The 22,756-nt window shown below is 62.8% G+C and carries 21 protein-coding genes and 1 pseudogene; 8 read left to right on the top strand and 14 right to left on the bottom strand.

Translation table 11 applies throughout. The features are described from left to right. Positions 1-242, bottom strand: a 242-nt coding sequence (locus RBA41_RS04190) for a hypothetical protein (RefSeq protein WP_306621337.1), incomplete at its 3' end; no start/stop codon positions are given. 95 nt (positions 243-337) lie between these two features. On the opposite strand from RBA41_RS04190, the gene RBA41_RS04185 reads away from it, so the two are divergent. Beyond that, positions 338-895, top strand: coding sequence for a tyrosine-type recombinase/integrase (locus RBA41_RS04185; protein ID WP_306621335.1), 558 nt, complete (start codon positions 338-340; stop codon positions 893-895). Further along, positions 888-1,892: a tyrosine-type recombinase/integrase gene (locus RBA41_RS04180; protein ID WP_306621333.1), complete on the top strand. Its 1,005-nt coding sequence runs from the start codon at positions 888-890 to the stop codon at positions 1,890-1,892. Before RBA41_RS04185 ends, RBA41_RS04180 begins: the two co-directional genes overlap by 8 nt. Here RBA41_RS04180 and tnpC read toward each other — a convergent pair. The 11 genes from tnpC to RBA41_RS04130 form a co-directional block, all read right to left on the bottom strand. Further along, positions 1,847-3,427: an IS66 family transposase gene (tnpC, locus tag RBA41_RS04175; protein ID WP_306621331.1), complete on the bottom strand. Its 1,581-nt coding sequence runs from the start codon at positions 3,425-3,427 to the stop codon at positions 1,847-1,849. The genes RBA41_RS04180 and tnpC overlap by 46 nt on opposite strands. 21 nt (positions 3,428-3,448) lie before the next feature. Next, positions 3,449-3,847 carry an IS66 family insertion sequence element accessory protein TnpB gene (gene tnpB, locus RBA41_RS04170; RefSeq protein ID WP_306621329.1) on the bottom strand — a complete coding sequence of 133 codons (399 nt, stop codon included), beginning with the start codon at positions 3,845-3,847 and terminating at the stop codon, positions 3,449-3,451. Further along, on the bottom strand, positions 3,805-4,098 hold the full coding sequence (gene tnpA, locus RBA41_RS33575; RefSeq protein WP_445352065.1) for an IS66 family insertion sequence element accessory protein TnpA: 294 nt from the start codon (positions 4,096-4,098) through the stop codon (positions 3,805-3,807). The genes tnpB and tnpA overlap by 43 nt, the downstream gene beginning before the upstream one ends. Before the next feature lie 115 nt (positions 4,099-4,213). Beyond that, the gene (locus RBA41_RS04165; protein WP_306621327.1) at positions 4,214-5,170 is read right to left on the bottom strand and encodes a cupin-like domain-containing protein; all 957 of its coding nucleotides are present in this window, start codon (positions 5,168-5,170) and stop codon (positions 4,214-4,216) included. Positions 5,171-5,299: 129 nt separating this feature from the next. Further along, a complete protein-coding gene (gene paoC, locus RBA41_RS04160; protein WP_306621325.1) occupies positions 5,300-7,498 on the bottom strand; it encodes an aldehyde oxidoreductase molybdenum-binding subunit PaoC in 2,199 nt (732 codons plus the stop codon). A 3-nt stretch (positions 7,499-7,501) separates the two neighbouring features. Beyond that, a complete protein-coding gene (locus tag RBA41_RS04155; RefSeq protein ID WP_306621323.1) occupies positions 7,502-8,455 on the bottom strand; it encodes an FAD binding domain-containing protein in 954 nt (317 codons plus the stop codon). Continuing rightward, positions 8,452-9,090, bottom strand: a complete 639-nt coding sequence (gene paoA / locus RBA41_RS04150; protein WP_306621321.1) for an aldehyde dehydrogenase iron-sulfur subunit PaoA — start codon at positions 9,088-9,090, stop codon at positions 8,452-8,454. The genes RBA41_RS04155 and paoA overlap by 4 nt, the downstream gene beginning before the upstream one ends. Before the next feature lie 533 nt (positions 9,091-9,623). After that, positions 9,624-10,598, bottom strand: a complete 975-nt coding sequence (locus RBA41_RS04145; RefSeq protein ID WP_306621319.1) for a Fic family protein — start codon at positions 10,596-10,598, stop codon at positions 9,624-9,626. Beyond that, a complete protein-coding gene (locus RBA41_RS04140; RefSeq protein ID WP_306621317.1) occupies positions 10,595-10,942 on the bottom strand; it encodes an antitoxin VbhA family protein in 348 nt (115 codons plus the stop codon). Before RBA41_RS04140 ends, RBA41_RS04145 begins: the two co-directional genes overlap by 4 nt. Before the next feature lie 102 nt (positions 10,943-11,044). Then, positions 11,045-11,311 (bottom strand): hypothetical protein, encoded by a 267-nt coding sequence (locus RBA41_RS04135; protein ID WP_306621315.1) that lies wholly within the window; start codon positions 11,309-11,311, stop codon positions 11,045-11,047. Positions 11,312-11,435: 124 nt separating this feature from the next. Then, positions 11,436-12,251, bottom strand: a complete 816-nt coding sequence (locus RBA41_RS04130) for a M48 family metallopeptidase (RefSeq protein WP_306621313.1) — start codon at positions 12,249-12,251, stop codon at positions 11,436-11,438. A gap of 429 nt (positions 12,252-12,680) precedes the next feature. Here RBA41_RS04130 and RBA41_RS04125 point away from each other — a divergent pair, with 429 nt between their 5' ends. The 4 genes from RBA41_RS04125 (at position 12,681) to bcaP (ending at position 18,868) form a co-directional block, all read left to right on the top strand. After that, positions 12,681-14,054 (top strand): DUF4214 domain-containing protein, encoded by a 1,374-nt coding sequence (locus RBA41_RS04125; protein ID WP_306621311.1) that lies wholly within the window; start codon positions 12,681-12,683, stop codon positions 14,052-14,054. Between the two features lie 375 nt (positions 14,055-14,429). Next, positions 14,430-15,812, top strand: coding sequence for a DUF4214 domain-containing protein (locus RBA41_RS04120; RefSeq protein WP_306621309.1), 1,383 nt, complete (start codon positions 14,430-14,432; stop codon positions 15,810-15,812). Between the two features lie 67 nt (positions 15,813-15,879). Further along, a complete protein-coding gene (locus tag RBA41_RS04115; RefSeq protein WP_306621307.1) occupies positions 15,880-17,250 on the top strand; it encodes a DUF4214 domain-containing protein in 1,371 nt (456 codons plus the stop codon). 220 nt (positions 17,251-17,470) lie between these two features. Then, positions 17,471-18,868: a branched-chain amino acid transporter BcaP gene (gene bcaP / locus RBA41_RS04110; protein WP_306621305.1), complete on the top strand. Its 1,398-nt coding sequence runs from the start codon at positions 17,471-17,473 to the stop codon at positions 18,866-18,868. 114 nt (positions 18,869-18,982) lie between these two features. Here bcaP and RBA41_RS04105 read toward each other — a convergent pair whose 3' ends face one another. Further along, complete coding sequence (locus tag RBA41_RS04105; RefSeq protein ID WP_306621303.1) at positions 18,983-19,441, bottom strand: acyl-CoA thioesterase; 459 nt, start codon at positions 19,439-19,441, stop codon at positions 18,983-18,985. 85 nt (positions 19,442-19,526) lie between these two features. On the opposite strand from RBA41_RS04105, the gene RBA41_RS04100 reads away from it, so the two are divergent. Both RBA41_RS04100 and pstS read left to right on the top strand, forming a co-directional pair. Next, a complete protein-coding gene (locus RBA41_RS04100; protein ID WP_306621301.1) occupies positions 19,527-20,645 on the top strand; it encodes an ATP-dependent DNA ligase in 1,119 nt (372 codons plus the stop codon). Between the two features lie 551 nt (positions 20,646-21,196). After that, the gene (pstS, locus tag RBA41_RS04095; protein WP_306621299.1) at positions 21,197-22,261 is read left to right on the top strand and encodes a phosphate ABC transporter substrate-binding protein PstS; all 1,065 of its coding nucleotides are present in this window, start codon (positions 21,197-21,199) and stop codon (positions 22,259-22,261) included. A 35-nt stretch (positions 22,262-22,296) separates the two neighbouring features. Here the strand turns inward: pstS and uraH are convergent. After that, positions 22,297-22,719, bottom strand: a pseudogene (gene uraH / locus RBA41_RS04090) (hydroxyisourate hydrolase). Positions 22,720-22,756 lie beyond the last annotated feature (37 nt).

Here is a 22,756-nt window from a genome sequence, read left to right as displayed (position 1 = left end):
GCTTCGCGCTGAAGAGCCCGGGCACTGAGCTGATGCGCTTCGCCCGATTCGCCGACGCCAAAGACCATCAAGGGCCGCTGACGCTCGATCTGCAACTGGATTGGGCGCGCGAGCATGTCGCACGAACGGGCACCGTTACGGCAGCGCGCAGGCTGGAAGTCGTCCGACCGTTCGCGACTTACTACCGCCAATTCGAACCCGCCACTGAGGTGCCGCCACCATTCATCTTGGGCCACGGCCATCGACGACTGGCTCCCCACACATCTACACCGACCAGGAGATTGGCTATCTGCTGGCCCTGTCTGAGCGCATGACGCCGTCAGGCGGGCTCCGTCCCTTGACTTATAAGACACTGTTCGGGCTCATCGCCGCGACTGGACTCAGAATCTCCGAGGCGCTGAATCTACAGGTCAAGGATATCGATTTGCCGATGGCGACGCTCACCGTGCGCCAGACGAAGTTCCACAAGTCGCGCTGCTTGGCCCTGCACGCCAGCGTCGTGCATGCCCTGTCCGACTACCTCCGTGCGCGGCAACGGTTCATCGGTTGCGCGGGTGAAACGCCCGTATTCGCGTCGCTGTCGGGCCGCGCGCTGTCGCCGAGCGGGGTCCACTACGTGTTCGCCGGGTTGCGGGATCAACTGGGCTGGCAAGCTCGGGGCGAACATGCCCGGCCGCGCATACATGATCTGAGGCATACGATGGTGGTCAGGCGTGTCCAACTCTGGCACGAAGGTGGCGCGTCGATCGAGCACGCGATGTTCTGGCTGTGTACCTACCTAGGCCACGCCAATATCTCCGATACCTATTGGTACCTGACAGGCACGCCGGAGTTGATGGAATCGGTGGGCACGCGGTTCGAGCGGTTCGTGCGCCAAGGAGCGGACCATGAGTAAGCCGATCTCACCCAGCTTTGCGTCACTGGTGCAAGAGTTCTTCACCGACTACATGACACGCCAGCGCTCACTCAGTCCGCAAACCATCGCCTCCTACAGAGACAGTTTCTTGTTGCTCCTGCGCTTTGCCGAACAGACCCTCGGCAAGCCAGCCACTGCTTTCGAGTTGTCGGACCTCCAGCCAAGGTTTATCGCAAGCTTTCTCGACCACCTGGAGCGTGAACGGGGAAACTCACCACGCAGCCGCAACATCCGCTTGGCGGCGCTTCGTTCGTTCCTGAAGTTTGCCGCCCGTCGCGACCTCGCCAGCCTGAGCGTCATCGAGCAGGCGCTGGCGGTACCGATGAAGCGTTTCGAGCGCAAGATGGTGGGCTTCCTGACGCGCGAGCAGATGCTGGCTGTGATCGACGTGCCAACCACGACCTGGCTGGGCCAACGTGATCATTTGCTGCTGACGCTGATGTTCAACACCGGCGCAAGGGTATCGGAGATCATCGGCGTGCGGGTGGTCGACGTGGTGCTGGGCACGACCTCGTGCGTCCGCCTGCATGGCAAGGGCCGCAAGCAGCGCTCGCTGCCGCTGTGGAAGGAAGCCGCTCGGGAGATACGTAATTGGTTGAGCCTGAACCCCCAACTTGAGGCAAACTCGGCGTTGCTGCCAAGTCGTGACGGCGGACCAATGACGAGGGCCAATGTCACGCAACGGCTTAAAATTGCCGTCGCGGCGGCCATGGCTTGCCACCCTGAACTCGGCAAGCTGTCTGTATCGCCTCACATGGTCCATCACTCGACTGCGATGGGCTTGCTGCAGGCGGGTACAAGTTCCACGGACATCGCATTGTGGCTTGGTCACGAGAGTCCATCAACCACCCACATGTACATCGAGGCCGACCTTGCGATGAAGGAGAGAACACTTGCTCGGCTAAAACCTCCTGAGGTCAGGCCAACTCGCTACCGCCCACCCAAGGGGTTGATGCAGTTCCTGCAGTCGCTGTGATCATGTGAAGTGGCCGAGAGGCCGGGCGGGGTTTCTACCGAGGGAGGAATCGCCCGACTTCGCAGGCGAGTTCGCATAAAACTGCCGTTTGCATTATTGCGGCCGACCACGAAGGGCCGGATCGCGTTCTCGCAACGGTTGTTGTCGATCGGCAGATCGCCACGCGCAATGTAGCGGGTCAGCTTTCCCCAGTATTTGTACAGGTACGCCATGGCCGCACCGAGCGCGGTACGCGCCGGCACCGCTGGCAAATGCGTTTCCAGCCACGCACGCAATTGGCCCAGCACATGCGCACTGTGCGTCTGGCGCGCCAGCAGGCGCTGCCCATCCGTGGCGTCGCGCTGCGCGCGCTCGATGCGATACAGCTGGCCGATCAGATCGACAGCCTCGTCCGCCTTGCCGCGCTTGCCCTTTGGCTGCACGCGCGCCGCCTCCACGAAGCCGCGCCGCGCGTGTGCCCAGCAAACCATGTGCTCGACGCCATTGGCACGCGCAATACGGTTGTAGCCCTCGTAGCCGTCGGTCATCAGATAGCCTTGATAGCCCTCCAGCAGGCGCGCCGGCACCTCCCCGCTGCGGCTGGGATCGTAGTCGTAAAGGACGACCGGGCGCCCCGGCGGCCCGCCCGTTTGCACCCACATGTAGCTGTTGGACGTGGCCGCCTTGTCCTTCTCCTTGAGCACCTGAACCACGGTCTCGTCCATGTGGATCAGATCGCCGTCCAGCAGGAGGTCGCGCAGTAGATTGTGCAGCGGCTGCAGTACGCGCGCGGCGCCGATCACCCAGCGCGCCAGTGTCTGGCGCGGCACCGCGATGCCATGACGGCCCAGCACATACTCGAAACGGGCCAGCGGCAGGCCGTCGACGAACTTGGCCACCAGCAGCATCGCCAGCAGCCTGAAGCTGGCATTGCTCTTGGGTAGCGGCTGTGGTGGCAACGGTGCCGTCACCGGCGCATGCGCACTGCCTGGGCAGCCATAGCGCTTGCGCACATGGCGCAACACGCGCACTTGCATCGGGACGACATCGAGCTGCTCGCTGACTTCTTCGCCGATCTCCACCATCGGAGTGCCGCACGGGCAGGTGCGTTCGTCGGCGGGCACATCGTGCACGACATCGACGCGCTCCAAACTGGGAGGTAAAGGCGCCCGCTTGCCGCGCGCCTGTTTGTGTGCAGGCTTCGTTCCAGGAACGCCCCCTGGAGGCACTGGTGCCAAGTCCTGCACTGCGTCGTCTTGGGCAAGCACTTCGGCCTCGTCGAACAGCCTTGCCTGCGATGAGGTTTGTTCGGAGCTTGCCCCGTACAGACGATGCCGCGCCAGCGCCGCTTGCTCGACCATGCGAATCAGATAGTCGTGCGCTGCGCGCATGGCTTGCAGGCGGATCGACTCGACCGCGCTGGCGTACATGCTGTGCTGCTCGTGCAGCAGCGCAGTCAGGCCGGCCACGTCGCCAGGCAGGATGGCCGGCAACCCGAGCGCGGGTAGCGCGATTTCCGGCAGCGTGATGGACGATTTGACGGCGGCAGAAGGCATGCAGCATGTTAACAGCTCGCATTACGAAACAGAAGTGAAATGCAAGGATTTATGCGGGGCATGACGCCACAGATCGAAGCCTTCAAGCAGCCACTCGAACTGCTGCGCGGTGAGCTCGTGGGCTGCTGCCTCGCCATCGCGCGGCCAGGCGAATTTCTCCGCTTCAAGGCGTTTGAGCCAAAGGCAAAAGCCATTGCGGTGCCAGTACAGCACCTTGATCTTGTTGCGCTGGCGATTGATGAAGACGTACAAGGCTTGGCCGAATGGATCGAGGCCGAGCTCCTGCTCAACAAGTACCGAGAGCCCATTGATCGACTTGCGGAAGTCGATCGGTACACGGCACAAATGAACCTGCGCGACTTGATATCCCGGATGCATCAGCGGCAGCCCTGCGTCGCTATTGCCACGGCGGCCAACCATTCTGGTGGCGGTAGCGCTGGCATCTCGAGGCGAACTCCCGCGAGCATCAGGATGCAGCCCGATTGAGGCGGGCCGTCGCCGGGTTGCGCGACACTGAGCGTCAGGAATTGACTCGCAGGCGGCGCCACCTTCATTGAGCTTGCTCGCAGTTTGCGGCACCAGTAACGCAACGCCGTCACGGACAGGCCGTGCTGGCGGGCGTGCTTGCTTGCCGCGATGCCGTCACGCTCGATTGTGGCGACGTGCCCCATCCAAAATGCTGCCCCAGACTTCATATCCGCTCCCAAAAAAATCGGTCCGGCTAGAATGCCTCGGCGCTGAGAAGGCCGCAAGATTGGGGTTCATGGATCGCTTACTGAACGTTTATTACTCCCTCCGACGCTGCAGGAATTGTTCGCCACTCAGCGCAAACGGCACCGCCCTCGCCCACCGGTTGGCCGACAGCGAAAACGTCAGCGCGCGCACCTGGTGGTACCACCCCGCCGGCACATACAGCATGTCCCCCGGATTGACGATGCACTCGATCATGGTCGCTTTTCGCGCCAGCGGGAATTTGTCGAAATCCGGCGCCTCGGGATCGACCGGCGAACCGAACAGGATGGCATTGGCCTCGCTCGGATACAGGAATTCGTCATGGTGCGGCGGCACCAGGAAAATCCGCTTGGTGCCCCAGATTTGCGCGAAAATATTATCGTCATAATCGCAATGCAGCGGCGTCACCGTTCCCGCCGGGCCGAGCCAGAAGCGCGGCGGGCCCATTTTGCTGAAATACGCAGGCCAGAAACACATATTGTTCAATTCACGCAGTTCCAGATTGCCCAGATACGGCGGCAAGCCCTCGGCAGCGGCGTCCGCCAGGTCGAGATACTCCAGCATGGACATATCCTGCATGGCCCGGTCGGGCGCGAACGCGGTATTGACATAGTCGCCCACCCGCGCCCGCACCGGCACATGGCTGAAGCGCTCGCGCAGCGTCTGCGGCGTAAGGTCGCACAGCGGCCAGCGCTTGACCACGCCCGTGATCAGGAATGGCAAGCCTTGTGCCGCACGCGCGCGAAAAGCCGCGGCATCGAGTCTGCCGACACGCGGCACTTCGGATATCGAAGGCAGATCGCGTCCCGCGCGCCTGATAGCGTGACGCATGTCGTCAATTGAGGTGACGCCCCGCACCAGCGCATCGCGTTCCTCGCGCGCCTGCTTTTTGGCGGCGGCGTCCCCGGACCACGCCGTTTCCGTCGCCAGCAGCGTAGGCGGCAACCGTGCCGCCAGGCGCGCCTGCGGTGGTTCCTGTTCAAGGACCACCTGTTTCTTCTCACTCGACATAAACCTTCACCATCTTCCCGTTACTCCGCTTGACCCGGCGACGAACCACTACCCTCGTTCGCGCCTCGGGGCGACAGCATAACGTATGCGATGGCGCTCTTCCAGTTTTCGTCGCGTGGAAGACCCGCTTCAGGTCATGGCAGGCATCTTCGCAAGCAGCTTGTCGAGCGTGACCGGATACTCGCGCACGCGCACGCCGGTGGCGTTGTACACCGCGTTCGCAATCGCCGCGGCCACCCCGCAAATCCCCAGCTCGCCCACGCCCTTCGCTTTCATCGGCGAGGACATCGGGTCGGTCTCGTCGAGGAATACCACCTCCTGATGCGGCACGTCGGCATGCACCGGCACTTCATATCCGGCCAGGTCGTGATTGACGAAAAACCCGGTGCGCGTGTCGACCACCAGTTCTTCCATCAGCGCCGCGCCCAGCCCCATCGTCATCGCGCCAATCACCTGGCTGCGCGCCGACTTGGGATTGAGGATGCGTCCCGCCGCGCACACGGCCAGCATGCGCCGCACGCGCGTTTCGCCGGTGGCGCTGTCGACCGCCACTTCCACAAAATGCGCGCCAAAGGTCGATTGCTGGAATTTCTTGTCCAGATCGCCATACTCCATGCTGTCTTCCGCCACCAGCTCACCACCCTGTGCGGCCTGCCCCAGCGGCACGCTCTTGCCACCGGCGCGCACGGCGCCGTCGGCAAACTCGGTCTCGGCCGGATTCATGCCGAGCTTCTGCGCCACCGCCTCGCGCAACTTCACGCACGCCGCGTACACACCGGCGGTCGAGCTGTTGGCGCCCCACTGCCCGCCCGAGCCGGCCGACACCGGAAAGCTGGAGTCGCCCAGCTTCACCACCACCTTGTCGATCGCCACGCCCATCATCTCCGCCGCGGTCTGGGCGATGATGGTGTAGCTGCCGGTGCCGATGTCGGTCATGTCGGTTTCCACCGTGACGATGCCCTCGCCGTCGAGGCGGATGCGGGCACCCGACTTCATCACCATGTTGTTACGGAAGGCGGCGGCCACGCCCATGCCGATCAGCCAGCGCCCTTCGCGCGTTTTGCCCGGCTCGGCATTGCGCGCCTTCCAGCCGAAACGCTCGGCGCCGGTGCGCAGGCAGTCGATCAGCCGCCGCTGCGAAAACGGCCGGCTCGGCTTTTCCGGATCGACCTTGGTGTCGTTCAGGATGCGGAAGGTGATCGGGTCGATCTTGAGCTTTTCGGCCATCTCGTCCATGGCGATTTCCAGCGCCATCATGCCCGGCGCCTCGCCCGGTGCACGCATCGCATTGCCCTCGGGCAGATCGAGCACGGCCAGCCGCGTTTTGGTCATGCGGTGCGCGCCAGCGTACAGCAGGCGGGTCTGCTGCACCGCTTCTTCCGGTTTACCTCCCGGCAGGTCGCCGGACCAGGTTTCGTGGCCGATCGCGCTGATCTTGCCGTCGCGCGTGGCGCCAATGCGGATGCGCTGGATCGTGGCCGGACGGTGCGTGGTGTTGTTGATCATCAGCGGTCGGCTGAGCGCGACCTTGACGGGCCGCCTGGCCGCGCGCGCGCCCAGGGCGGCCAGCAGCGCTTCCGAGCGCAGGAACAGCTTGCCCCCGAAGCCGCCGCCGATGTACGGCGAAATCAGGCGCACCTTGTCCTTCGGGATGCCGAGCGTCTTGGCCAGGTCGCCCTTGGTCCAGTCGATCATCTGGTTCGAGGTCCACAGGGTCAGCTTGTCGCCTTCCCACGAGGCGATCGATGCGTGCGGCTCCATCATGGCGTGCGAATGGTCCGGCGTGCGGTAGGTGGCATCCAACGTCACCGGCGCGCCTGCAAAGGCGCCGTCGAAGTCGCCGACCCTGGTGTCCGGCTTATCCGACTTGGGCACGGTGGCGGAAGCTTTGGCCTTATCGAGGTCGTACGCGCCCTTCTCCTTTGCGTACTCCACCTTGACCAGGCTGGCGGCGGCGCGCGCCTGCTCGAACGTCTCCGCCACCACCAACGCGATAGCCTGGTGGTAGTGCTGGATTTCCGGTCCGCCGAGCAGCTTGGCGGTATTCATCTTGCCCTTGCCGAGCGTGCCCGCGTTCTCGGCGCCGATCACGGCGATCACGCCGGGCGCGCGCCGCGCGTCGCCCAGGTTGATCGACGTGATGCGGCCCTTGGCGATGCCGGCGCCGACCACATAGCCGTAGGCGGCGTTGGGCGCGGCCTCGTGCTGCTCGTAGGCGTACGGCGCGCTGCCGGTGGTCTTGGCCGGGCCGTCGATGCGGTCGAGGGGGCGGCCGACGACCTTGAGCTGGTCGATGGGATTGGTGGTGGCGGGTGTGGTGAACTTCATGGGTCAGCCTTTCTTCGCATCGGCCAACACCGCATGAAGCGTGCGCTGGACCAGCGTGATCTTGAACGCATTGTCGTGCGTCGTCTTTGCGCCAGCCAGCAGCTGGTCGACCACGGCCCTGGCGCCGCCCGCCATCTTGTGCTCGGCCGCTTCGATGCGCCACGGCTTGTGCGCGACGCCGCCCAGCGCCACCCGGCCGCCGCCGCCCGGCAGGATCACGGCCGCGACCGACACCAGCGCGAAGGCATACGAGGAACGGTCGCGCACCTTGCGGTACACATGCGTGCCGCCGAGCGGCTTGGGCAAGGTGACGCTGGTGATCAGTTCACCCGGTTCGAGCACGGTTTCAATGTGCGGCGTGCTGCCCGGCAGCCGGTGGAAGTCGGCAATCGGGATGGTGCGCGCGGCGCCGTTGGCACGGACCGTCTCGACTTGCGCGTCGAGCAGGCGCATGGCCACGGCCATGTCGCTCGGGTGCGTGGCGATGCAGGCGTCGCTGGCGCCGACGATGGCGTGCTGGCGGCTGAAACCGCCGATGGCCGAACAGCCGCTGCCCGGCTGGCGCTTGTTGCACGGCTGGTTGGTGTCGTAAAAGTACGGGCAGCGGGTGCGCTGGAGCAGGTTGCCGGCGGTGGTTGCCTTGTTACGCAACTGCATGGACGCGCCCGACAGCAAGGCGCGCGACAGCACGGCGTAGTCGCGCCGCACCCGTTCATCGGACGCCAGGTCGGTGTTGCGCACCAGGGCGCCGATGCGAAGGCCGCCTTCCGGGGTCGCTTCGATCTTGTCGAGGCCCAGGCCATTGACGTCGATCAGGTGGCCCGGTGTTTCGATCTCCAGCTTCATCAGATCGAGCAGGTTGGTGCCCCCGGCGATGAACTTGGCGCCGGGCGCGCGCATGGCGGCGGCCGCGGCGTCGGCGCTGCTGGTGGCGCGCTGGTAGGTAAAGACCTTCATGCCTTGCTCCCCGCGACGTCGGTGATCGCATCGAGGATGTTCGAGTAGGCGCCGCAGCGGCAGATATTGCCGCTCATGCGCTCGCGAATTTCGTCGGGCGTCGCTTGTGGGCGTGCCATCAGGTCGGCGCTGGCGTGGCTCGGGATGCCCTGCCTGATTTCATCGAGGACCGACACGGCCGAGCAGATCTGGCCCGGGGTACAGTAACCGCACTGGTAGCCATCATGCTTGATGAAGGCCGCTTGCATCGGATGCAGCTTGTCCTTGTTGCCCAGGCCTTCGATGGTGGTGACCTTGGCGCCTTCGTGCATCACCGCCAGGGTCAGGCAGGAGTTGATGCGGCGGCCATCGACGATGACGGTACAGGCGCCGCACTGGCCATGGTCGCAGCCCTTCTTGGTGCCGGTCAGGTGCAGGTTCTCGCGCAGCACATCGAGCAGGGTGGTACGGGTGTCGACGTCGAGCGTGTGGCTTTTGCCGTTGACCTGGAAGGCGACCTTGGTGGTCACCGGCGGCGCACTGGGCGCGCCTGGGGCCGCACCGGCCGCTCCGGGCACGCTGGCCGCCGTGGCGGTGATGGCGCCCGCGATTAACAGTTCCCGCCTCGATAGTTTGATATCGCTGAACTCGTCCATGTGGTGGCATCCTCTTCGCTGATTGTGTGACTGCCCGGACGGGCACCCCCTGCCCGACGGGGGCGCCGCAAAGGCGATGAATGATCTGTGCAGCACATAGTGTCGTCCTGGTTGACGCGCGTGGGCGTGGCACAGCCGGAAAAACGTGCAATTTATCAAGCGTGCCCCGGAATGAATGACCAGTCTGTTAGATCGCGAACGCTCGGGCGATGGACGCCAGCGATCGTTCCGTGTAGAGCGGTCCCTGGTGGACCTCCACTATCCTGCGCTATGCTGATCAGCAGGCGGTTAAGGCATGTCGGAGTTGCGCTCTGGTGGCACCCAGCGCGCCGGGCTACGGCGATGATGCCGACGTCGAGGGAGCGGTTCAGCGATGAGCAGGACGGGAGTAGTGGCTACGCCGAATCGGGACCGTTTTTCCCGGTCGCGCAGTATTGTGTGAAGTTCATCATGGCGATCGGGGCGCGCCGTCTTACATGTAGCGGTCGAGCAAGGAAGGCATGGGTAGGAAAAAAGCGATCCCGACGGTGCTATTAATTGCGGTCCGCATCCCTGCCTGGACGCCTGGCTTCGACGGTCTTGACTGGCGCCGCTTCTGATTTCTGCGGCTGATTAGGTGAGGCGCCAAACCCACTTGTCTCGCCTTTATTCAAGCGGTCAACAACCTGCTTCCGTACCTGCTGCAACGCCTCCTGTTGCCCCTTTGCATCATCGGGAATCTTCGCCTCGAAATAGTCGGCGGCGCTGCGCACGGTGCGGAACGCCTCCTTCAGTTCGGGATGTTTTTTCAATACCTCGACCTCGTCGGCCCTGGCCGACCTTTCGAACTCCACGGCACGTGTCGGCCGCACGGCATCGCGCAAGAGCGTCGGCAGGTCGGGGTTGCCCTCGATCCGATCCAGGGTGCTGACGACCTTGCGCATCGTATCCTCGTCCTTGATGTGCGGCTTCGCCAGTTCGTTGACACTGCGGTCGCGCGCGATATACAGGACATCGCGGCCGCCGTCACCCTTGTTGAAGCGCGACCAGTCGAGGTCGTAGCCGGCTTCGTTCGCGAGCTGCTTCGTGAAGGTGCGCAGCGTGCGGCTGTTGCCGTCGCTGAAAGGGTGGACATAGTCAAGCTCCGCGTAGAGGCGGCCAATGGTGGCGGTAAATTCCTCCGTTTTCAATCCCCGCAACTTATCCGGCACCGCTCCCTCAAGCACCTTATTGAGCCGCTCGTGGTCGTTCGTATCCATGCTCGAGTAGGCAACATAAAATGAACCCGCGACAGTAGCCAAGCCGCGATTTTTCACCCAGTCCTTGCCCTCAGGGGCAGGCGGGCGGAATTCGCCGGGCTTTACGTCATCAAAACCGGCTTTAGGCAAATCCTGAAATATTCGACGATTAATTTCTTTCAAATGCCCAACATCGAATTCGCCGCGTACCGGGTTCAGCTCAAGTTCGGTAACACGTCTTGTAGTAAAGCTGGTTTCAAGCTTCTCGCGATCGTTGTCTGTCACGCTCATTTGTTTAATTGGTCAACACTGGGCGCTGCGCCGAGGTATTCGGCAAGATCGATTTCACCCGTGATGAAGCGTTGAGCGCGCTCTTCGTCTTCCTTCGAGTGCTTGAAACCCTCCAACCCGACTGACGCCATGGCGAAGGTCACCGCGTCTTGCCGGCGCTTGCGCTCGCTGGCAGAAGTGACTTCCTTCACTGCTACCGTATCGCGTTCGCGCACTCGGCTCACGTAGTCACGCATGAACTCGCGCACGATCTGGTCGGCTGGCCGGCCTTCCGTTTTAGCGGCTTCGGCAAAGCTGTCGGACAATTCCGGCTCAACCAGGATCGTAAATTGAACTTCTTTCATTGTTGGTTCCTTAAAATATCCCTGCAATTGCTTCCGTTGACGCTCTCAATTTAATGGTCGTACGATGCCCAGTCAACGCAGCTACATGCCGGCTGCGTGAACTCAAGACGTGCCGGATCTGATTGCCAAGGCCCTCGAATGCCACCAGAATCCCACGGCCAACCCACACAGCGCCAGCGCGATGGCGTAAGGAACCGTAAGTAGGGGAATCGCAAAGGTGAGTTCAAGCGCCAGCATGGTGGCGGCGATGAGTGCAACGGTGATCGGCCAGTTCAGGACCATCATCAACGCGGCAATATCGGCTGTTTCGGCATGCCACGTCACGCACATGCTGTACCACGATTGCAGAAGCCCTGTGTTCTTCGACAAAATTTGCGCCGGGGACAGCAAGCACGCACGCAGTCCCGGAACCGAATTCCGGGCCGGTCGCCGGCCGATGGCGCCGAGCCGTCAGGGCGGCCCGGCGCCCTGACGGCCCGCCGATTATCGCTCTCTATTTCTTGTTGGCTGCCGCGTACAGCGGCGCCACGCGCGGCTGCATGGCCGTCAGCGAGGCGATCCGGGTCTCGTTCGACGGGTGGGTCGACAAGAACTCGGCCTTGCCGGCACCGCTCGACGCTGCCGCCATCTTTTCCCATACCACTACCGCCGCCCGCGGGTCATATCCGGCCCGAGCGCCCAGTTCCAGACCGATCGTGTCGGCTTCCGATTCGTGCTCGCGCGAGTTGGGCAGCGAGAACAGGAAGTACGAGGCTTTGTTGGCCAGGTCGACAGTCAGCGCCTTGTCCGGTGCCAGCACCTTGGCGAGCGTGGTGACCGTGCCGGTCGCCTTGGCTTCCGACATGCGTTCGCGGCCATGCTCGCGCAGCGCGTGGGCGATTTCGTGGCCCATCACCATGGCGATCTCGTCATCGGTGAGCTTGAGCTTGCGAACCAGGCCCGTGTAGAAGGTAATCTTGCCGCCGGGCGCGCAGGTGGCGTTGAGCACCGGGGCGTCAATCAGCGCCAGCTCCCACTTCCAGTCTTTGGTATCGGCGCGGAACACCGGCACCTGCGCCTGCAGCCGCTTGGCGATGCGCTCCAGACGGTCATATTCGGCGCCACTGTTGACCAGCTTGCCTGCTGCCCTGGCTTTCTGGTTCTGGTTGCTGAATCCCGACAATGCCATCGCATCCACTTCCGCCGCCGGCACGATCATGAATTGCGAGCGTGTGACACCAACCGTCCCGGGCATGGTACTGCTGGCACACCCCGCCAGGGCGGCGACGACGCCGATCAGGCCAAGCCTGGCTTGCATGCTTTTCGTCATATTGTTACTCCGATTCATATTAAAAGAGTTTCCCAGAATAATGATTTATTGTAAGCATGATGTGACTTGGGATAACATTCATGCTTGGTGAGCCATCATACCTCTTGCATACGGCGTTCGCTGCAACAATGTTGACTAATCATCACAAAACCGTCACGTCAACACAGAATCTTCCTGTGGGCACGCTTGCTTACCGGCGCTTACAATTGATAACACCCCATTAACAAGTAATACAAATTTCAATATAGAAATTGAGCGCTGGTCGTGGAATACTCGATCGAGCAAATGATCGGCCGCTTGCCGCGAATGGCATCAAATAAAGCCACCATGCGTGTGAATAATAAGTAGGTAACCGCGGCTGAGAAACCAGACCCGATCCGAGCTGCATGCCAAACATGCGGCTCCCTGACATAAAACAAGGAAACCACGATGACCTACCCCATTTTAGACTACCTCCAGCCCCTGACAGCGCAGGAGATCGCCATGGCGCAGGCGCTGACCTTCATGGGCGACCTCGTGAAAGACGGCTCCCACAGCTGGGACCTGGTGGCGCGGGCGAAGACCAACCTGCCCGACGCGGCGTTGTACGACCTGTTTTCGTTCCAGGCGATCGAGGGTGTGACCTACGATATTTTCAGCCACAGTTACTTCGATCCTTTCCTGATCAAGGTCTACGACAATCTCGGCCGCGCGATCGCCGTCGACACGGAGCTGCCAAGCGATTACGGAATGGACTACCTGCCCAAGTTTGTCGCGCCCTACTCGGGCATCATGTACGTCGAAGCCGGCTGGAACCAGGGCGCCGCGGACATCAATAAAGAGGCGTCGCTCAACATCTACGCCGATCTGGACACGGCCCCAAAACCGACCAACACCCTCACCGGCACCGCCAACCCGGACCGTTTTGAAGCGACGCCAAGCAATGACATTGTCGACGGCCGCGGCGGCATCGATACCATGGCGTATTCCGGAAAGCGCGCCGACTACAGCATCGTCAAGAACGGCACCGCGTTCACCATCTCCTCGCCGGTCACGAAAGAAGGCACCGACAGCCTGCGCAGCATCGAGAACCTGGTCTTTTCCGACGGCGCCTACGACATGGGGTACGGCGACCTGACCCAGGCGCTGTACATCGCCTATTTCGGCCGGGCAGCCGACCTGGGCGGCCTCAAGAGTTTCCAGACCCAGCTGGCCAGTCTGGCGGCACCGGCGAGCGCGACCGAACTGAGCGCCCGTTATGCCAAGGACGCATCGGTGAAATACCTGATCGATTCCTTCGGCGCGAGCGCGGAATCGAAGGCGCTGTATTCGGGAGATACCAGGACGTTCGTCAAGGCCGTCTTCAACAACGTCCTGAACCGCGATCCGCAGCAAACCGGCCTCGAATTCTGGACCAAGGCCATCGACTCCGGTTCGCTCACGCGCGCCAATGCCTCGCTGTCGATCCTGGCCGGCGCCCAGACCAACACCTCGGCCCAGGGCCTGAACGACGCGCTGCTGGTCACTAACAAGATCAGCGTGGCATCGAATTTCACGTTCGGGCTGGAAACCGATGGCAAGGCCGCCTCGTACAACGGCGCCGGCCCGGCAGCCGTGGCGCGCGACCTGCTCAAGTCGGTGACGTCCTCGACCGATGCGAACACTTTCCAGAGCACCGTCAAGCTGGCGGTGGCCGGTCTGCCGGCGGTGCCGCGCAGCGCCCCGGAGCACGCGCAAGACTTGCCGCTGCCCCAGTTCGACGGCCCCGCCATCGCCCTGACCGGCCTGGACAGCCATGTGGCGGCCCCGGCTTTTTCGGCCTGATCGACACAACGCGTGCGGGATGTGCCGGAACCGCACGGCGCGTACCGCACGGCGCATCCAGCCCGCCCTTTTGCCCACCCGCCCCCGCTCCGCCGCGCTTGTCGCGCGACCCGATGGCACGCCGCACATAAGGTTTCCAACTATAACTTATAGTTGCGTTTAACTCAATAAATCGCGTATACTGTGATGCTTAAACGTAACTACGGACGGCGCCCCAGCCACCACCTGCGCCTCCGATCCCATCCCATCCAGTCATTGCCCGCTCACGCGCACTGAAAGTCGGCCCACGCCAGTCCGACGCCTTGCTACTAGCGCCACGCAAGGCCTGGATGCCATACGGCAAGCATCACCGAGGTGAACCCTGCCGACAACGCCATGATAAAGACCATGAACTACATCACGATTGATTACTTGCCGGATCTGACCGCGCAGCAAATGCTCGCAGCGCGCACGCTAACCCTGACGCCGATGAGTGATAAGATCTCCTCAGGCTGGGACGTATCCGCCCTCTTCACCAATCACGAGGGTGCAGAGATCCAGAACGATCTGTTCTCGTTTACCGGCGTGGCCAACGCCGAGTACGACGTGTTCAGCCATAGCACCCGCGAACCGTCCATGATCAGGCTGTACGACCATGCCGGCAATGTCATCGCTATCGATCGCGAGAAGAACGTGAGTACCAACGGCGACGATTTCCTCAACCATTTCATGGCCCCGTATTCTGGAACCTACTACGTTGCCGCCGGCTGGACCCAAGTCAAGCCCGATCCTTTTCTCAGCCTGAGCATTTACGCCAACCTCGATCCCGTGCAGGCACCGGTGAACACCCTGCGCGCGGCGCGCGGCGACGACAATTGGTGGTCCACATTCGGCAACGACATCGGCGACGGCGGCGACGGCTTCGATACCTTCCATGTCGGCGGGGTCCGTGGCGACTTCCATATCGTCAGTGCCGGCGACGTGCTGACCGTCACCTCGCGCTTCGGCACCGAAGGCGTCGATACCCTCAAGAACGTCGAAAAGATCGCTTTTTGGGACGGCGCTGTCGACATGACCTACATCGGACTGACCCAGGCGCTGTATGTGGGGTACTTCGGCCGCCCCGCCGACGTGGGCGGATTGAAAAGTTTCCAGAGCCAGCTCGCGGCCCTGGGCGCGCCCGAGGGCGTGCGCGAGTTCAGCGCACGCTACGCCACCGATGCGGCGGTGAAAAACCTGATCGACTCGTTCGGCACCAGCGCCGAATCGAACGCGCTGTATGCCGGTGACAACAAGACCTTCGTCAAGGCGATTTTCAGCAACGTGCTCAATCGCGCTCCGAGCCTGACCGGTCTCGAGTTCTGGAGCGCGGCCATCGATTCCGGCGAGCTCACGCGGGCCAATGCCTCGCTGTCGATCATGGCCGGGGCGCTGGCCAACACCAGCATCCAGGGCCAGAACGACGCCAGGCTGGTGCAAGCGAAGATCAACGTGGCATCGAATTTCACCTTTGCCCTCGAATCGGACAGCTTCCACGCGGCCTACGATGGCGCAGGCGCGGCGGCCATCGCCCGTAATCTGCTCGGCACCGTCAGCGCGGCAACCGATGCCAACGCCTTCCAGCCCTCGCTCTACCAGGCCATTCTCAAACTGCCCCAGCTGCCGCCGGCGGCTCTCGCGCATCCCGGCGAGCAACCCTGGGCAACGCAGCCCGAGGCGCCGCCGGTCATGCTCGTCGGCATAGACAGTAGCCTGGACGGGGCCGTCCCGCCAGCCTGAACCACCACCCTGGCGCCATGGCAGCCAGGCCGCCCCTCCATCAATCAATCAATCAAACGAAAATCCCATGACGTACAAGACGATCGACAGCCTGCCCGACCTGAACGCGACGCAAATGAGGCTGGCCCAGAACCTGGCCTTCGTCCCCGTGAGCATGCCGAGCCCGATCGCCGACTGGGACCTCCAAACCTATTTCATGGATTTCGCGGCGCGCACGCCCGGCGACGATGTGTTTGCCTTCAGCGCGACGGCCGGTAGCGTCTACGACATCCACAGCCGCAGCGCGCGCGACCCGTCCATGATCAAGGTCTACGACCGCTTCGGCAACGCCATTGCCGCTGAGTACGATCTGGAGGTCCATGGCGACCACTCGGCCTACCTGGACAACTTCATCGCCCCCTATTCCGGCATCTATTATGTGTCTGCCGGCTGGGTCCAGAGCGCCGAGTCGCCCAACGTCACCCTGTTCATTACGGCCGACGAGAATCCGGTGGCGGACGTGCCGAACGTGATCAAGGGCACGCCCGGCAACGACTCCAGCATCGTCCTCACCTATCTGAACGACCATGTCGATGGCGGCGCCGGCACGGACACCGTGCGTGCCATCGCGCCCTTGAGCGCATTCAGCATGGTCCTGGACGACGGCATCATCACCCTGACCGAGCGCAGCGGCTACAAGAGCGTCGATGTCCTGCGCAACATCGAAGTGCTTCAATTTTCCGACACCAGGATCGACATGGCCTATGTCGGCCTGAGCCAGGCGCTGTATGTCAGCTATTTCGGGCGCGCCGCCGACGTCGCCGGTTTGAAGAGTTTCCAGGCCCAGCTCACGGCCCTGGGCGCACCCGCCGGCGTGGGCGAGTTCAGCGCGCGCTATGCCACCGATGCGGCCGTGAAAAGCCTGATCGACTCCTTCGGCACCAGCAGCGAATCGCATGCGCTCTATAACGGCGACAACAAGGCTTTCGTGAACGCCGTTTTCCTCAACCTCCTGAACCGGGTGCCGGGCCAGGCCGGCCTCGATTTCTGGAGCGGCGCCATCGATGCCGGCGCGCTCACCCGGGCCAATGCCTCGCTCTCGATCATGGCCGGGGCGCTGGCCAACAGCAGCATCCAGGGACGCGAAGATGCCGCCCTGGTGCGCGCCAAGATCGACGTGGCGTCGAATTTCACGTTTGCGCTGGAAACGGACAAGGCCAGCGCCGCCTACAACGGCGCCGAGGCGGCGTTGATCGCCCGTACCCTGCTCAGGTCGCTGAGCGCGGACACCGACATCCTCGACTTCCAGGCGTCGGTGAAAGAAGCCATCGGCAAACTGCCACCGGTTCCGCGCAGCGCGCTGGAGCACCTCGCCGACCTGACGCCGGCCGATAGCGACGCTCCACCAGTGTTGCTCACCGGAATCGACAGCGCGCACCACGCCACCCTGCCAGGCTGAGCGGCGACGGCATCACCGGCACGCGCCAGGTCCATCCGGCGCGTGCTCTCCTCGCGCACCTCTGCGCTCCTGTTTCCTTTTTGCCATCTTTTCTCTTGTAACTCGTCAATGACCGCGCCCGGTACGTTACAATCGCGGGCGCAGCAGTCGTACGCCCAGGCAGTAAAGAAGCTCCCGGGTGGCATCTTAAAAACATAAAGACTTTAAGTGAGACAATTGAATGAGCCTTTTCCGAACAAAAAATCTGGACGATATGGTCGCGCAAAGCCGCGCGGTTGGCGGGCTGAAGAAGGTGCTTGGCCCGCTTGACCTGGTGATGATGGGTATTGGCGCCATCGTCGGCACCGGTATTTTCGTCCTCACCGGCACCGGGGCGGTCACCGCCGGCCCGGCCCTGACACTATCCTTCGTGATCGCCGCGATGGCATGCGGCTTCGCCGCGCTGTGCTACGCCGAATTCGCTTCCACCATTCCCGTGGCCGGCTCGATCTATACCTACAGCTACGCCACCATGGGCGAGCTGGTAGCGTGGATGATCGGCTGGGATTTGCTGCTCGAATACGGCTTGGCCACCTCGGCCGTCTCGGTCGGCTGGTCCGGCTATTTCCAGTCGCTTCTCGGCGGCTTCGGCATCAAGCTGCCGGTCGCGCTCACGGCCGCGCCCGGATCGGTTCCCGGGGTCGACACCCTGTTCAACCTGCCGGCCCTGATCATCATGCTGCTCCTGACGGCCATGCTGTCGTTCGGCGTGCGCGAATCGGCCCGCATCAATAGCGTGATGGTGGTGATCAAGATCGGCGTGGTGCTGCTGTTCATCGTCGTCGGCGCGCGCTATGTCGAGCCGGCCAACTGGCAGCCGTTCATGCCGTTCGGCATGCAAGGCACGATGAGCGCCGCGGCGCTGGTATTCTTTGCCTTCATCGGTTTCGATGCGGTGACCTCGGCGGCGGAAGAAGTCAAGCGTCCCGAGCGCGACCTGCCGATCGGCATTATCGGCTCGCTGGTAGTGTGCACCATCCTGTACGTGATCGTCTCGGCCATCATGACCGGCATCGTGCCTTACCAGCAGTTTGCCGGCGTCGACCACCCGGTATCGCTGGCCCTGCAATACGCCAAACAGAACTGGGTAGCCGGTTTCGTCGACCTCGGTGCGATCCTGGGCATGACCACCGTGATCCTGGTGATGACCTACGGCCAGACCCGCGTCATCTTCGCCATGTCGCGCGACGGCTTGCTGCCGAAACGCCTGTCGAGCGTGCATCCGAAGTACGGCACGCCTTTCTTCGCCACCTGGATCGTCGGCATCGTGTTCGGCCTGATCGCCGCCGTGGTACCGCTGGGCGTCCTCGCCGAGCTGATCAACATCGGCACGCTGGCGGCCTTCTGCCTGGTGTCGGTGGCCGTGATCGTGCTGCGCAAGACCCGTCCGGACCTGCCGCGCGCCTTCCGCTGCCCCGGCGTGCCGATCGTGCCCGGACTGGCCATCATCTTCTGCCTGGCCCTGATGACCTTCCTGAGCAAGACCACCTGGATTGCCTTCGGCATCTGGCTGGCGATCGGGATGGTGGTGTACTTTGCGTATTCGCGCCGCCACTCGCTGCTGAACACGCCAAAGTAAGGTCCCTTATCGGACGACGCGCTTCATCGGCGCAACGAAAAAGCCCCTGATAAATTCAGGGGCTTTTTTCGTTTACGGCAAATGGCTGATACGATACTGCCGGGCAAGGCGGGATTACTTGCTGGACAACAGCTTCTGCGGTGGAAGCAACTTGCAGATCGCGCTCGGCAAGGGCACCGATTTTTCGGCCGGGAAGTTGACCCACACGACTTTGGCGCCGCCCTCGGCATGCAGCTCGCCGGGATTGCCGTCGGCACCGACCATCCGGATCTGGTGGAACATCTCGAAGCTGGAGCGACCCGGCGGTCCCACGAAAGTGCGGATCTCGATCTCGCCCGGATACTTGAGCTGCTTGAGGAACGAGCAGTGGGCGTTGACGATGACCGGCCCTTCGCCGGCCGGATCGGGGGTGCAGGCAACCAGGTCGAACCACGAAATGCGGGCCTGTTCGATATAGCGGAAGTACACCGTGTTGTTAACGTGGCCCATCGCGTCCATGTCGCCCCACCGGATCGGCATGCGCATGGTGTGAACGAGGGTCGGCGGCAGGGTTGGGGCAAGTGTATTTGTCATGGCGCGATCTTACCATCGGCGCCGGCAAGGCGCGCAACACGGCTGACGCCGGCGCAACGGTTAAATGAACATGACAGGAACATGTATGGAAAAAGAATCAGTCTCGCTGTACCAGACCAAGGGCTCGACCGACAAGGAATACCACTGCCACCTCGACCCGGTCGACGGCGGCTGGGTGGTGTACGGCCGCAACGGGCGGCGCGGCAGCGCGCTGACCCACCAGGCCAAGACCGCCACGCCCTTGCCCTACGCCGAAGCGAAGGGCATCTACGACACCCTCGTCAGAACCAAGCTCAAGGGAGGCTACAGCCCGGACGACGCCGGCGTGCCCTACCAGGGCACCGATCTGGAATCGGACTTCACCGGCGTGCTGCCGCAGCTGCTCAACCCCATCGCCGACGAGCACGCCGCCAGGCTGCTGCGGGACGACGACTGGGTGATGCAGGAAAAAGACGATGGCCACCGGCGCATGGTGTCGGTCAAGGCGCCGGGCGAGCTGGTCGGCAGCAAGCGCAACGGTTTCCCGGCGCCGCTGCCGCTGGGCGTGGTGGCCGACCTGTCGGCCCTGCCCGCCGGCACCATCCTCGATGGCGAAGCGCTGCCGGGCCCGCGCCTGAGCATTTTCGACATCCTCGAACTGGGCGGACGCAAATTGCACGAGCTCGGCTTCGGGGAACGCCACGCGCTGCTCACGCAGGCCGTCAAGCCCGGCGCCAACGTGTCGGTGTCACCGGTCTACAGCGGCACGGCGGCCAAGACCGAGGCCTTCGAGCGCATCCGGCAAAAGCGCGGGGAAGGCGTGGTCTTTCGCAAGAAAAACGCCACCTACGCGCACGGACGGCCGGCCTCGGGCGGCGACGCGCTCAAGCACGTATTCTACGAAACCGGCACCTTCCTGGTCGACCAGGTGGCCAAGGGCAAGCGCAGCGTGCACGTGGTGGTGTTCGACGCCGCTGGCGCCAAGGTCGACATGGGCAAGGTCACCATTTCCTCGAATGTCGATATTCCCCCGGTCGGCGCCCTGGTCGACGTGCGCTACCTGTACGCCCACCCCGAGGGCAAGCTGCATATCTCGACCTATAAAGGCATCCGCGACGACCTGGACATCTCGGCCTGCAGCGCCGCGCGGCTCAAATACAAGGCTGACGACGCTCTGGAAGAAGGCGAAGGCGAGGACGAAGAGAGCGACGCCGCGGACGCCTGAGGCGCTTAACCGTGCGCGCCGGCCAGCTTGAACACGCTGGCCGTTTGCGCCAGGCTGTCGGCCTGCTGCTCCACGGCAGCGGCGGCCGCCTCCTTCCGCAGCATTTTTCCGCCACAGAAGACAATAGCTTCCAGCCAATACAAAGACAAGATATCGTGACATAAATGACATCATTGCGTATTTACGCATTTCACGGCATTTCCCGTCCTGCGCTATAATGCCGTCATTAACGCGTAATTCCGAGCTTTTCTTCTAAAGTCGCGTTCAGAACCCACATTTCCCCTATTTCCCTGTAGAATTGTTTATTGTTAGAAGTCACTTACCAAAAGGTGGCTGGCCAGCGTGTCAGCATCACCGCAACCGCTCCGATCCGGTCCCGGCCATGCGCCGCGTCCATCACTTGCGACATTCCCGCGTTACGCCCGGCGTAGCCTGAGAAAAGCGACTATCCCGCGCCCTGCTTCTCGCTCGCCCCGGCACACCAACGCCCGGGCGTCGATGCCGTGCGTAGCTCAACCCTGATACTTAATATCCGAATACGGAACACCGCTATGTCATTCAAAAATAAAATCATCTTTGCCGCCCTCGTGGTCTTGTCCCCTGCCACTTTTGCCCAGAACCAGTTGGCGGGCGCCGGCTCGTCGGCCGCGGAAATCCTGTACACCTCGATGGCCGCAGCGTACAGCAAGTACGCCCAAGTGGGCGTCAGCTACCAGTCCAGCAGTTCCACGGACGGCTTGCAGCAAGTCAAGAGCCGCAAGGTGGACTTCGGCGCCACCGACGTTTTCCTGTCCGCGGACGAGCGCAAGTCGAGCAAACTGCTGTGTTTTCCGACTGCCGTCTCCGGCATTGTGCCGATCATCAATGTGCCTGGCGTTGCCAGCGGACAGCTCAAATTGACCGGCGAGCTCCTGGCCGACATCTTCAGCCGGAAAATCACCAAATGGAACGATCCCAAGGTGCAAGCCCTCAATCCCGGACTGGCCCTGCCTGCCCTGCCGATCATGGTCGTGACGCGCCAGGACAGTTCGGGCACCACGTTCAACTTCACCGATTACCTCAGCAAAAGCAGTCCTGACTGGAAAGCGGCCTACGGCAGTAACTACAGCGTTGCGTGGGTAGCGGGAACGACGCCCGTCAAAGGCAGCGCATCCGTGGTGGCCGCGCTCAGGCAGACCGCAGGCGCGATCGGCTACGTGGACTACCAGTATGTCTCGAAGAACAAACTGAACTTCGCCATGCTGAAAAACCGCGACGGCAAGTTCGTCGCCCCAACCGGTGCCGGCTTTTCCTCGGCGATGAACAATAGCGGATGGGCGACCAAGGGCGCCTACGAAGAAATGCTGACCGATAAGCCGGGTGCCGGCAGCTGGCCGATCACGGCCAGTACCTTTGCCATCGTCCCGCTGGTCAGCAGCAAGCCCGACAACACCGTGGCCGCCATCAAATTTTTCACCTGGGGCTTCGTTCACGGCGATGATGCCGTCGGCAACACGGCCTTCGTGCGCCTGCCCGATAACGTCCAGGGCCGCATCTTCGGCGAGCTGACCACCATCACCGACACCGCGGGCGCGCCGCTCAAGTGGTCGCTGGCCGACATGCTCAAGATGCGTTGAGCGCCTCTCCCGGCGGTGGCCCGGCGTTCAGCGGCTCAATTGCCGCGCCAAGTCGAGAAACCGAACGTGCTGATCAGCAAGGGGATGTGATAGTGCCCCACCGTGCCGTCCGCCACGAACACCACCGGCACTTCGGGGAAGAGGCCGGCGGTCTTCCTGGCGGAAAACCAGGCGCCGGTTTAGAAAGTCACCCGATAAATCCCTTTATCGAAGCGTTCCCCCTCGGGCAATAGCGCGGGCATGCGTCCGTCGGCATTGCTGAGGCCATTGTCCAAGGCGATCCATTGCTGGCCGGAGGTCACCTCGACCTGGGCGGACGGCAGCCCATCTCGCAGATGAAGCGCGTGCACACTGAGCGGATTGACGGCGGCCAGCCCGACAAGGCCAGTGCGGCTGCGATCAACTTCAATTTCATGGCAATACCCCTCCCGTAGTGAATGGACTGACAGCTTGGGCATGAGTGCATGATGACGCGCGCGGCGCACGCCTCGTCCA

Origin of the sequence: Massilia scottii (assembly GCF_030846495.1) — a bacterium.
Classification (GTDB): Bacteria; Pseudomonadota; Gammaproteobacteria; order Burkholderiales; family Burkholderiaceae_D; genus Telluria_A; species Telluria_A violaceinigra.
This window is presented reverse-complemented; position numbering and strand designations above follow the sequence as displayed.

Coding starts and splice junctions, on each gene's coding strand:
- RBA41_RS04180 (WP_306621333.1), top strand. CDS start 888: ATGAGTAAGCCGATCTCACCCAGCTTTGCGTCACTGGTGCAAGAGTTC.
- tnpC (WP_306621331.1), bottom strand. CDS start 3,427: ATGCCTTCTGCCGCCGTCAAATCGTCCATCACGCTGCCGGAAATCGCG.
- tnpB (WP_306621329.1), bottom strand. CDS start 3,847: ATGGTTGGCCGCCGTGGCAATAGCGACGCAGGGCTGCCGCTGATGCAT.
- tnpA (WP_445352065.1), bottom strand. CDS start 4,098: ATGGGGCACGTCGCCACAATCGAGCGTGACGGCATCGCGGCAAGCAAG.
- RBA41_RS04165 (WP_306621327.1), bottom strand. CDS start 5,170: ATGTCGAGTGAGAAGAAACAGGTGGTCCTTGAACAGGAACCACCGCAG.
- paoC (WP_306621325.1), bottom strand. CDS start 7,498: ATGAAGTTCACCACACCCGCCACCACCAATCCCATCGACCAGCTCAAG.
- RBA41_RS04155 (WP_306621323.1), bottom strand. CDS start 8,455: ATGAAGGTCTTTACCTACCAGCGCGCCACCAGCAGCGCCGACGCCGCG.
- paoA (WP_306621321.1), bottom strand. CDS start 9,090: ATGGACGAGTTCAGCGATATCAAACTATCGAGGCGGGAACTGTTAATC.
- RBA41_RS04145 (WP_306621319.1), bottom strand. CDS start 10,598: ATGAGCGTGACAGACAACGATCGCGAGAAGCTTGAAACCAGCTTTACT.
- RBA41_RS04140 (WP_306621317.1), bottom strand. CDS start 10,942: ATGAAAGAAGTTCAATTTACGATCCTGGTTGAGCCGGAATTGTCCGAC.
- RBA41_RS04130 (WP_306621313.1), bottom strand. CDS start 12,251: ATGACGAAAAGCATGCAAGCCAGGCTTGGCCTGATCGGCGTCGTCGCC.
- RBA41_RS04125 (WP_306621311.1), top strand. CDS start 12,681: ATGACCTACCCCATTTTAGACTACCTCCAGCCCCTGACAGCGCAGGAG.
- RBA41_RS04120 (WP_306621309.1), top strand. CDS start 14,430: ATGATAAAGACCATGAACTACATCACGATTGATTACTTGCCGGATCTG.
- RBA41_RS04115 (WP_306621307.1), top strand. CDS start 15,880: ATGACGTACAAGACGATCGACAGCCTGCCCGACCTGAACGCGACGCAA.
- bcaP (WP_306621305.1), top strand. CDS start 17,471: ATGAGCCTTTTCCGAACAAAAAATCTGGACGATATGGTCGCGCAAAGC.
- RBA41_RS04105 (WP_306621303.1), bottom strand. CDS start 19,441: ATGACAAATACACTTGCCCCAACCCTGCCGCCGACCCTCGTTCACACC.
- RBA41_RS04100 (WP_306621301.1), top strand. CDS start 19,527: ATGGAAAAAGAATCAGTCTCGCTGTACCAGACCAAGGGCTCGACCGAC.
- pstS (WP_306621299.1), top strand. CDS start 21,197: ATGTCATTCAAAAATAAAATCATCTTTGCCGCCCTCGTGGTCTTGTCC.